Below are 10531 nucleotides of genomic sequence, written 5' to 3' on the forward strand. Positions count from 1 at the left end.
GCCGGAGGCACTGGCGAGTGCTCCGGCCGGGCCGGGCGGAAGGGGCGACCGGTCGCGGCCCGCAGGGGGAAGCGGCCGTGCCGGTGCCGTGAAGGGACGAGCTCGGGACCGAGGGCCCGTACTGGCTGAAAAGAGTCCGGGAGTGCGGACGATGTCCGCCGCACTACGGATCCGGCGCCACGGATCCGGGCTCAGCCAGGGAGAGTTGTAGACCTGAGGATCAGTCAACGTCAAGGCTCAGCACGGAAGTTGATGATCCAACAGATAAATGCGAAGGCCGGGACAACGAGTGATCCACAGGCGGTACATAATGAACACTCTTTTTCCACATCTCCCTTGACCCGCTGATGTAACCATCGGTAACTTCCAGGGTGGCTACTGCCGCGTAACCAGAAAGCCCTTGCGATTTCCGGGAGTCGCGAGGACGGGTGCACGGCAGCCGCTGTCCGCGCCAGGGCAACGTGCCACTGAAGCCCGACCCGCATGACTTAGCGCATGGGAGCAGACATGGCCTCGTCCCCGGACGTCACGTCGTCCGCAGACAACACACCCGAGAACCCCGAAAGCGGTTCCGCAGAGAGACGTGGCCGGGTCCGGCTGCGCCGGGCCGCCGTGATGGCGGTGCCCGCCACCTTCGTCGCCGCAGGGCTCGCGGTCCTCACCGCGCAGGGCGCTCTGGGCGTGCAGTTCGCCATCTCCGGCATGCCGTTCGTGGTCACCGCCGACAGGCTCGACGGCGAAGGGTTCGCGCAGTTCGGCGGACTGGACAACATGATCGAGAACAGCCCCAACCAGGGGGACACCGGCGGCCAGGTCCTGGTCGTCACCTCGGTCGTGAAGAACGGCAAGATCACCAATATGTGCCAGAGCGTCGACCTCGGCGGCATCCAGCTCGTCCTCAGGGCCGGCGGCGGGTCCAACCCGGTGAGCGTGAAGAACCTGGCGATCGACTCCGACCAGATCACGGGCGACGCCGAGTTCAACAACATCGAGATCGGCCGTGACTCCAGCACCTTCGACAAGGTCCCGATCCAGGGCCCCGCGGGTGTCTACGGTCAGCAGGCCGACACGGTCGTCATCAAGAACCTGTACCAGCACAACTACGCGGCCACCGCCGCCGTCTTCAAACTTCCCGGTCTGAAGATGAGCTTCTCGAGCGAGGGCTGCAAGTAATGACCTTCACCCAGTGGCGGGACCGCTTCCGCGGGTGGAGAGGCCACCGGCCCTTCGCAGGCGGCGTGCTGCTCGTCCTGGGCGGCGCCGAGATCCTGGTGACCATGAAGGCACCGCTTCCGGTCATCCTGCATGTCGGCATGCAGGGCCTGGCGGGTTACCTCCTGCCGACCCTCATGATCCTCTGCGGCCTGCTGATCCTCTTCAACCCGACTCAGCGGCTGTTCTACTCGATCATCGCCATCATGCTCTCCCTGGGCACCTGGCTCACCTCCAACATCGGCGGCTTCGTCGTCGGCCTGCTGTTCGGCGCCGTGGGCAGTTGCCTGGCCTTCGGGTGGGTGCCCGACCAGGAGCCGCGCCAGAGCCGCCGCAAGCAACGCAAGGAGACCCAGGCCGACCGGGCGGCCGAGACCATCCGGCAGGGCAACCCCCTGCCCGGGGCGGGGAAGCCCGCCTGACACACGGCGCCGCTCGCGGACCGACCCGCGTCCGGACAGGACACACGTCCTACGTCCGTACGCCACTTCAGCACTTCACCGGCGGGGCCGGGAGTACCTGCGCACAGCGGGCCACTCCCGGCCCCGCCGGTCTCGTCGCCCCCCTCTCTCCCGCCCGCCTCTCCTTCGTCTCTTCTCTTCCTCACCTCTCCTGTCTCTCTTTCGCGCCCCCCGCCGCTCGTCATCCGAACAGGTGACTTGGGAACTTGTTTGCCGTCGCGGGGAGTTCTGCGGACGATCACTGCAATGGGTTCGAGATGAAGGAGCGACACCGGCATGGTGTTCAAACGGCTGCTCGGGGCGATCGGCGTAGGCGGCCCCTCGGTGGACACGGTGCTCGACGGCGGGGCGGTGCTGCCCGGCGGGGCGCTGTCGGGGCAGGTCCGCCTGCGGGGCGGCGGTGCGGCCGTGGAGATCGAGGAGATCGGCCTGGAGTTGATCGCGCGCGTCGAGGCGGAGCACGAGGAGGGCGAGAGCGAGGGCGCCGTCGTCTTCGAGCGGTATGTCGTCGGCGGCGGCTTTCGGCTCGGCGAGGACGAGGAGCGCAGCGTGCCGTTCACGGTCATGGTGCCCTGGGAGACGCCGGTCACCGAGCTGTACGGACAGCCGCTGGGCGTCGTTCTGGGGGTTCGCACCGAACTCGCCGTGGCCGGCGCCCGTGACCGGGGCGACCTCGATCCGCTCACCGTCCGTCCGCTGCCCGTGCAGGAGGCGGTCCTCGAAGCACTCGGGCAGCTCGGGTTCGGCTTCCGCTCCGCCGACCTGGAGTACGGCCGCATCGGCGGCACGGGGCAACGGCTGCCGTTCTACCAGGAGATCGAGCTCACCCCCGCCCCGCGGTACGCGCACGCGGTGACCGAGATCGAGCTGACCTTCCTCGCCACCCCGTCCGACCTGGAGGTCGTGCTGGAGGCCGACAAGCGCGGCGGCCCGCTCACCCCCGGCCATGACGCGCTGAGCCGCTTCACGGTGCGCCACGACGACGTCCCCGTCCTCGACTGGAACAGCGAGGTCGACGGCTGGATCCGCCGACTGACCGAACACCGCGAGGCGTACGGCGCGCAGGCATACGTCCACTCCGCGCCGCACACCGACCACCGCACGGAACACGGCTCCGGCCCCGGTGTGGGTACGGCGGTCGCCGCGGGCGCGGCCGGCCTGGCCGTTGGGGTCGTCGGCGGGATGGTGGCGGCCGAAGTGGTCGACGAGATCGGCGACTTCTTCGAGGGAGAGGACGACGAAGCGGACGCGGACGAGGAGGGTGGCGAGGACTGACGCGGACGGCGAGGACTGGGGTGGACGGCCGCTCCAGTCCTCGACGCCCGAAACCTGCCGTCAGGCTCCACCAGGGGCGTGGGGCGAGAGGCGACTCGGCAAGGGGCGAGTCGGCGAGAGAGTCAGCGTGCCGTGGCCGCGGGCTCCACCGGGGCGGTCGCGGGCTGCGACGGGTTCGCCGTGGCGTGCTCGGGAGCGCCCTCGTCCTTCATCGCCTTGGCCTCGCTCTTGAGGATCCGCATCGACTTGCCGAACGCTCGCGCCGTGTCCGGCAGCTTCTTCGAGCCGAACACCACGATGACGACGAGCACCACGATCAGTAGGTGCCAGGGTTCCAGTCCGTTGCGGAGCATGCTCGCGACCTCTCCATCAGCCATGGTTGCTACGTTGCGCAACTTTACAACCCGTGTGCGACGCCAGGGCGTACGGGGCGAGGACGGCGGTGAGCAGGATGTAGAACGCTGTCGGCGGCGGCGTCATACCGGGCCGAGCGCCGATCGGACTCGGCGGCAGCGGCGGGCCGGGGACGCGGCGTGCGCGTGGACCGGGGAGTCAGAGTCCACGGAGGCGGGCGGCCGCCACCCCGGCGCCGGACGTGGTCGCCCCGCCGGCGTCGGATCCCGCACCCTCGGCCCGGTCGGCGAGGCGGCCCACGGCGAGGCGCACGACGTCGACCACGTCGGGGTCGTCCACTCTCGGGCCGCCGAGGGTGAAGAATTGGCACTTCGCCTCTCACCACGTTGTCGGCAGTGGGAGGTTGATCGCATGGACAGCGACGAGAACGACGCCATCGACACCGGGACGGCACACTCCGCGCGCATCTACGACTACCTCATCGGCGGCAAGGACCACTTCCCGGCGGACCGCGAGGCCGGCGACACGATGGTCCGGGAGTGGCCCGCGCTCCCCGTGCACATGCGCGCCAACCGCGACTTCATGAACCGCGCCGTGCGCCACCTCGCACGGGAGGCGGGGATACGCCAGTTCCTCGACATCGGCAGCGGCATCCCCACCTCGCCCAACCTTCACGAGATCGTCCAGGCGGCGGCCCCGGACGCCCGGGTGGTGTATGTCGACAACGACCCGCTCGTTCTCGGCCTGTCGCGCAACCTGATGGGCGGCACGCCCGAGGGCCGCACGGCCTACCTGGAGGCCGACCTGCGCGATCCGGCGGGCATTCTCGGCGCGCCCGAGTTCCGTACGGCACTGGACCCGAGCCGCCCCGTCGCCCTCATGGTGATCGCGATCGTCCACTTCCTGCTCGACGAGGACGACGCCGTCGGCATCGTCCGCCGTCTTCTCGACCCGCTGCCGCCGGGCAGTCATCTGGCGATGTCCATCGGCACCGCGGACTTCGCGCCCGCGGAAGTCGGCCGGGTCGCCCGCGAGTACGCGGCCCGTGGCATGCCGATGCGGTTGCGCACCCGCGCGGAGGCGGCGGAGTTCTTCACGGGCCTCGACCTCGTGGACCCCGGCATCGTCCAGGTCCACCGGTGGCGCCCCGACGGCATCGGCACCGAGGTGGAGCGTGACGAGGACATCGCGATGTACGGGGCGGTGGCGCGCAAACCCTGAGCCCGCCACGGCCACTCAGGATTGACGAACAGTCAACTCACCTGCGGACATGCTCTCCCCAGCGCTGTCGTCCACGTCGTAGATCACAATGCGGCAGCGGCATCTCACCCCATGTGGTTGCTCACTTGACTACCACCGGTCACACACGGTTGGCTCCGAGCCAACGAAAGTCCTCTGCCGGGGCACACGCCCTCGCTCCGGCGCCGCTCGCCCGGTCCTCCTGCTCTGCCGCACAGCGAGGTGCAGCCCCCCATGAACACTCCCCTCCCCGCTCCCCCGTCTTCGGGGTCCCCCAGATCCGTGCGCCTCGTCGTCCTGGCCGCGGCCTGCTGTCTTCTCCTGGCCGGCTGCTCCGGCGTCACCTCGTCCGGCTCGGACGCGGACGCGGCGGGCCACTCGGGCAACCGGATCAAGCTCGCCCTGGTCACCCACGGCGCCAAGAGCGACGCCTTCTGGGAACTGGTACGCAAGGGCGCAGAGGCGGCGGCCGCCAAGGACGGCGTCGACCTGACCTACGCCAGCGACTCCGACGGCGCCGGACAGGCCGAGCTGATGCGGGACGCGATCGCCGACCGCGTCGACGGCATCGCGGTGACGCTGGCCAAGCCGCAGGCCATGAAGAGCCCCGTGACCGCGGCCAAGGCGGCCGGCATACCCGTGGTCGGCCTCAACTCCGGTATCAACGCCTGGCGTTCGGTGGGACTGCTGGAGTACTTCGGCCAGGACGAGAGCGTCGCGGGCCGTGCCGTCGGCGACAAGCTCGACGCCCTCGGCGCGAAACACACCCTCTGCGTCATCCACGAGCGGGGCAACATCGCCTTGGAGGCGCGCTGCGCCGGCGTGAAGAAGACGTTCACCGGCGAGACGGAGATGCTTTACGTCGACGGAACGGACATGGACGCGGTGACCGCCGCCGTGACGACACGTCTCCAGCAGAACCCCGACATCGACGAAGTCATCGCCAACGGCGCGCAGTTCGCGCTCGCCGCGGTGCAGGCGGCCGAGAAGGCGGACAGCAAGGCCAAGGTCGCCACATTCGACCTCAACAAGGACCTGGTCACGGCCGTCCGTGACGGCAGTGTGCAGTTCGCGGTGGACCAACAGCCGTATCTCCAGGGATACCTGGCCGTGGACGCGCTCTGGCTCTACAAGACCAACGGCAACGTCAGCGGCGGCGGTGTGGCCCCTGTGCTGACGGGCCCGGCCTTCGTCACCAAGACCAACGTCGCCGACGTCACCCGCTTCGCCTCCGCCGGAACCCGCTGACCTGGCAGCTCTCGCGTTTCCCCACCGTTTCCTCCGTCTCCTCTTCGTATCCCCCTGCCCCGTTGATCGCTCTAGGACGACTATGTCTCCACGGACAGGTGCCCGGCGCCGCCGTCTCGGCTCCATACGTCTCTCCCTGATTCTCCTGGCGCTGGTGCCCAGCGTCACCCTCGCCGCCATGTGGGGTGTGACGACGACCCAGATGTTCACGGAGGGCCTGCGCCTGCGCGCGCAGACCGAACTGAGCCGGGCGACCGGCGCCATGGGCACCGAGGCGACGCTCTCACTGCAGCGGGAACGCAGTCTGTCGGCCGTGTGGCTGGCCTCGCCGGCCGGTTCCCGGGCCGCGCTGGACGCACAGCGCAAGCAGACGGACGCGGCGGCCGCCAAGCTGACCGCCCGACGGGACGACATCCAGCGGGCGCCCGCTCGTGTCAGGGACCGGTTGTACTCGGTCGTCGCCTCCGTGAGCAGCCTGGAGTACTACCGGGGCCAGGTGGACGCTCCCACCGACATCACCGCCGCGCAGGCGCTGGACCAGTACACCTCGATCATCGACGACCAGATCCACGCCTTCCAGGAGCTCTCCCAGGTCGACGACGGCGACCTCACCTCGCAGGCCGGCCCACTCGTCGCCCTGGAGCACGCGGCGGAACTGGTCTCCGACGAGGATCTGCAGCTCACCCTGGCCGGGCCGAAGAAGCGGATGGACGAGAAGACCTGGGCCGAGTTCGCGCAGCTGGTGAACACGCGGCGCTGGCTCGTGCAGGACCAGATCGTCCCCTCGCTCACCGGCGCCGCGAAGGTGCAGACCGAGAAGATCCTGACGAGCTTCCAGTGGCAGACCCTGCAGGTCATCGAGGACAAGGTGCTCGCGGCCCGGGCGAAACCGGGCGAAAACGGTGACATCGCGTTGCCGGACGTGCAGAAGCAGTGGCGTGCCGCACTCATCGACGTCTCCGACCAGTACCAGGCACTCATCCAGCGACAGACCACCACACTGCTGCAGAACAGCGCGGACGAATCGCGCGGGCTGCTCATCAAGGCCGCCTCGCTGAGCGCCGGCGGTCTCGTCGCCCTGTTGGTGTGCGTCGGCATGTCCTGGCGGATCACCCGCTCGCTGTCCAGGCGGCTGCGCGGGCTGCGGGAGGCCACGCTGAGCCTGGCGCACGAACGGCTCCCGGACGTGGTGACCCGGCTGGACCGGGGGGAGACCGTCGACGTGGACTCGGCGACCCCGCCGCTGGACTACGGCGACGACGAACTCGGTGAGGTGGCCAAGGCGTTCAACACGGCACAGCGCACCGCCGTGCACACCGCGGTCGAACTCGCCGACACCCGGCGCGGTTTCCAGAAGGTCATCCTCGGCATCGCCCGGCAGAGCCAGAACCTGGTCAACCTCCAGCTCAGCAAGCTCGACGCCCTGGAACGGCGTCACCAGGACCCCGACATCCTGGCCGGTCTGTACGAACTGGACTCCACGGCCAGCCAGTTGCGCCGCTACGAGGAGAACCTCGTCATCATCAGCGGCGGTCGGCCGGGACGCAGTTGGTCGGAGCCGGTGGCGCTGATCGACATCCTGCGCAGCGCCGTCGGGGAGGTGGCCGAGTACCGGCGGGTGGAGGTGCACACCGAGGAGGAGGTGTGCATCGCGCCGCCCGCCGTGGCCGACGTGATCCATCTTCTTGCCGAGCTCATCGACAACGCGACCTCCTACTCGCCGGCGCCCGGTCCGGTCGGGGTACGGGCCGCTCTGGTGGCCAAGGGCCTGGCGATCGAGGTCGAGGACCGTGGACTCGGCATGTCCGAGGAGGACTACGCCTCGTTCAACGCGCAGTTGGCGGTCCCTCCGCAGTTCGACGTGGTGGCGCTCGCCGATGACCTGCGGCTGGGCATGTTCGTGATCGCCCGGCTCGCGACCCGGCACGGCATCGCCGTGACCCTGCGCTCTTCGCCGTACGGCGGCACCACCGCCATCGTCCTGGTCCCGCACGACATCGTGGTCCGCGAGGCCCTCGGCTCCGAAACGCCGGAGACAGGCGGTGCGGTGGCCGCCCCGGACCGGCCCACGTCCAGTCGGGAGCGGGAGCCCAGCGCTTCCGGCCCCGAGCGGGACCGGTCGTCCCTCGTGGCGCAAGACACCCCCCACCGGACGCCGGACTCGCCTCCGTCCCCGTCCCCGTCCCCGTCCCCGTCGGACGGTGCGGCGCCGGAGGACGATGTGTCGCCGGCGGGCCACTCGCCGCTCTCGAGGCGCAGGACGTCGAACTCGGTGGACCCTTCTCGCGGGGCGGCGACGGCGACGGTCCGGGCCCCGCAGGAGACCGCCCGCCTCGCAGGCCTCGCCCCGCTGCCCCGCCGAGTGCCGCAAACCAGCCTCGTCACCGAGCTGCGCGAGGACTCCGCGGCGGCCGCCGCCGCGTCCGTCGAGGAAGACGGTTTCCCGGACGACTTCACCGCGGAGCGAGCCGCCTCTTCCCTCGCCGGATTCCAGCGCGGCACGCTGCGGGCCCAGGCCGACACGGACACCGATACCGAAGCCGACTCCAGCTCCGGCCCCGACTCCAACTCCAACTCCAACTCCAGCTTCAACTCCAGCTCAGGCTCCAGCTCCAGCTCCGGCCCAGGCTTCGACGCCCCGCTGTCGGGCTTGCAGGAGACGTCCGCCGAGGAGGCCGCCCCCGGACCGCCGGTCGCCGCAGGCACCGCCCAGACCCCGACACCGCCCACCGACCGCTCATGAAGGACACCGCGATGACACACTCCGTCCCCGCCACGAACACCCAACTCGACCAGCTGCTCACCGGGCTCGTGGACCGGGTCGCCGATGTGAACCAGGCCGTCGTGCTCTCCGAGGACGGGCTGGTGGTCAGCAAGTCCACCGGTTTCCTGCGGGAGGACGCCGAGCGGCTGGCGGCGACCGCGTCCGGTCTGATGAGCCTCAGCAAGGGCGTCAGCATGGACTTCCGCGGCGGCCCGGTGCGTCAGGCGCTCATCGAGATGGCCCACACCTATCTGATCCTCACCTCGGCCGGCCCGGGCGCCCATCTCGTCGTGCTGGCCGGGAAGAACGCGGACGTCGGCGTGGTCGCGTACCAGATGAACATGCTGGTGAAGAAGATCGGCGAGCACCTCAGCGCGGCGCCGCGGGCCCACGTCGGTCCCGCCGTCCGCACCAACGGCGGGTGAGGTGAGCGTAGGCGACGAAGCGGGCCGGCTCGTCAGACCGTTCACCCTCACCGGCGGGCGGACCCGGCCCAGCCGCGCCGACTTCACGCTCATCACGACGGTGACCGCGGTCGACCCGCCACCCGAGCCGGCCGCCCGCCCGCAGCCCGAACACGCCCGGATTCTGCGGCTGTGCGCCCGGCCGGTCGCCGTGGCGGAGCTCGCGGCCCACCTCGACCTGCCGGTCAGCGTGGTCGTCATCATGCTCTGCGACCTGCTGGAGGCGGGCCTGATCACCGCCCGTCCGCCTCGTCCCGTCACCGGCGCCCGGGACTTGGACCTGCTGCAGAAAGTGAGGGACGGCCTTGGCCGGATCTGATCCCACCACTCCCACCACTCTCACCACCTCCGCCGCCGGGTCGGCCGCGGCGCCCGACGCGGTGAAGATCCTCATCGCGGGCGGTTTCGGCGTCGGCAAGACCACCATGGTCGGGGCGGTGAGTGAGATCGCGCCGCTGCGCACGGAGGAACCGCTGACCGTCGCGGGGCTGGAGGTCGACGACCTGAAGGGCATCGAGGAGAAGCGGTCCACCACCGTGGCCCTCGACTTCGGGCGGATCACCATCGGCGCCGACCTGGTGCTGTACCTCTTCGGTACGCCGGGCCAGCAGCGGTTCTGGTTCATGTGGAACGACCTGGCGATCGGCGCCCTGGGGGCGGTGGTCCTCATCGACGTGCGCAGGCCGGAGTCCAGCTTCGCCGCGATCGACTTCTTCGAGCGCCGGGGCATCCCCTTCGTCGTTGCCGTAAACGGTTTCCACGGGTTGCATCCCTATGCGACGGACGAGATCAGGGATTCCCTGGCGTTGCCGCAACACGTCCCGGTCCTGTTGTGCGACGCGCGGGAACGGGAGTCGTGCCGAGACGTCCTGATCGCCCTGATCGACCGCCTGATCGAGGACGCCGACGAGGCCGAACTCCGGCCGAGCCCGATGCACTGATTCCGGCCCGCGGACCGGTGACCGCGACCCCGGAAACGCCGTCAGTGGGCTCCCGCGACGCGCAGTACGTCAACGGTCTCCGGGTGGGGTCCGGCGCTCGCCCACTCCAGGGGCGCCAATCCGGTGCCGTGGTCCTCGCGGAGGTTGGGGTCGGCGCCGTGGGCCAGCAGGATGCGGACCGTCTCGGTGTGCCCCCAACAGGCCGCCGCGCACAGGGGTGTTCCCTCGGCACCGGGTCCAGCGCTCTCGGCGTCGGCCGGCGCACCGGCCTCCAGCAGCCTACGAGCCGTGTCGGCGGCGCCGTGAACGCTGGCCGCGTACAACGGCGTCGTCCCGTCGGCGTTGGCCACCGCCGGGTCGGCGCCGGCCCGGAGCAGTCGGTCGACCTGAGCCCTCTGCCCGACCGTCGCCGCTGCAACCAGACGCCTCGTCAGTTTCTTCTGCCGTCTCCTGTTCACGGTCGCCAACACTAGGGCGTGTTTCGAAAGTAGCGTCGTCTGCCCGAAGGGCAGGCCCGGCGGCGTCATGGGGGTCCCCCCGCTCGAGCGAAGCCGAGAGTGGGGGAGCGTGCGA

Annotated in this window: 12 protein-coding genes; 9 read left to right on the plus strand and 3 right to left on the minus strand. The window is 70.1% G+C overall.

Going from position 1 to position 10531, the window contains the following annotated elements:
- Positions 1-507: 507 nt before the first annotated feature.
- The 3 genes from ACIBTS_RS09580 (at position 508) to ACIBTS_RS09590 (ending at position 2948) form a co-directional block, all read left to right on the plus strand.
- Positions 508-1173 (plus strand): DUF6230 family protein, encoded by a 666-nt coding sequence (locus ACIBTS_RS09580; RefSeq protein ID WP_319673313.1) that lies wholly within the window; start codon positions 508-510, stop codon positions 1171-1173.
- A complete protein-coding gene (locus tag ACIBTS_RS09585; protein WP_399317951.1) occupies positions 1173-1634 on the plus strand; it encodes a DUF6114 domain-containing protein in 462 nt (153 codons plus the stop codon). Before ACIBTS_RS09580 ends, ACIBTS_RS09585 begins: the two co-directional genes overlap by 1 nt.
- 315 nt (positions 1635-1949) lie before the next feature.
- The gene (locus ACIBTS_RS09590) at positions 1950-2948 is read left to right on the plus strand and encodes a sporulation protein (protein ID WP_319673291.1); all 999 of its coding nucleotides are present in this window, start codon (positions 1950-1952) and stop codon (positions 2946-2948) included.
- A gap of 122 nt (positions 2949-3070) precedes the next feature.
- Here the strand turns inward: ACIBTS_RS09590 and tatA are convergent, their stop codons facing one another.
- Complete coding sequence (tatA, locus tag ACIBTS_RS09595) at positions 3071-3301, minus strand: Sec-independent protein translocase subunit TatA (protein WP_399317978.1); 231 nt, start codon at positions 3299-3301, stop codon at positions 3071-3073.
- A gap of 199 nt (positions 3302-3500) precedes the next feature.
- A complete protein-coding gene (locus tag ACIBTS_RS09600) occupies positions 3501-3641 on the minus strand; it encodes a hypothetical protein (protein ID WP_399317953.1) in 141 nt (46 codons plus the stop codon).
- A 72-nt stretch (positions 3642-3713) separates the two neighbouring features.
- On the opposite strand from ACIBTS_RS09600, the gene ACIBTS_RS09605 reads away from it, so the two are divergent.
- The 6 genes from ACIBTS_RS09605 to ACIBTS_RS09630 all read left to right on the plus strand — a co-directional run bounded on the left by ACIBTS_RS09605 (position 3714) and on the right by ACIBTS_RS09630 (position 9958).
- Positions 3714-4523, plus strand: coding sequence for an SAM-dependent methyltransferase (locus ACIBTS_RS09605; protein WP_399317955.1), 810 nt, complete (start codon positions 3714-3716; stop codon positions 4521-4523).
- A 252-nt stretch (positions 4524-4775) separates the two neighbouring features.
- The gene (locus ACIBTS_RS09610; protein ID WP_399317956.1) at positions 4776-5789 is read left to right on the plus strand and encodes a substrate-binding domain-containing protein; all 1014 of its coding nucleotides are present in this window, start codon (positions 4776-4778) and stop codon (positions 5787-5789) included.
- 82 nt (positions 5790-5871) lie between these two features.
- Positions 5872-8532: a nitrate- and nitrite sensing domain-containing protein gene (locus tag ACIBTS_RS09615; protein ID WP_399317957.1), complete on the plus strand. Its 2661-nt coding sequence runs from the start codon at positions 5872-5874 to the stop codon at positions 8530-8532.
- An 11-nt stretch (positions 8533-8543) separates the two neighbouring features.
- Entirely contained in the window at positions 8544-8978 is a 435-nt protein-coding gene (locus ACIBTS_RS09620) for a roadblock/LC7 domain-containing protein (RefSeq protein WP_079664699.1), read from the plus strand.
- 1 nt (position 8979) lies between these two features.
- Complete coding sequence (locus ACIBTS_RS09625) at positions 8980-9336, plus strand: DUF742 domain-containing protein (protein WP_319677755.1); 357 nt, start codon at positions 8980-8982, stop codon at positions 9334-9336.
- On the plus strand, positions 9323-9958 hold the full coding sequence (locus ACIBTS_RS09630) for an ATP/GTP-binding protein (protein WP_319677754.1): 636 nt from the start codon (positions 9323-9325) through the stop codon (positions 9956-9958). The genes ACIBTS_RS09625 and ACIBTS_RS09630 overlap by 14 nt, the downstream gene beginning before the upstream one ends.
- A 41-nt stretch (positions 9959-9999) precedes the next feature.
- Here the strand turns inward: ACIBTS_RS09630 and ACIBTS_RS09635 are convergent, their stop codons facing one another.
- Positions 10000-10416, minus strand: a complete 417-nt coding sequence (locus ACIBTS_RS09635) for an ankyrin repeat domain-containing protein (RefSeq protein WP_399317960.1) — start codon at positions 10414-10416, stop codon at positions 10000-10002.
- Positions 10417-10531: the final 115 nt, after the last annotated feature.

It is taken from the genome of Streptomyces sp. NPDC050121, from assembly GCF_044460385.1.
GTDB lineage: Bacteria > Actinomycetota > Actinomycetes > Streptomycetales > Streptomycetaceae > Streptomyces > Streptomyces soliscabiei.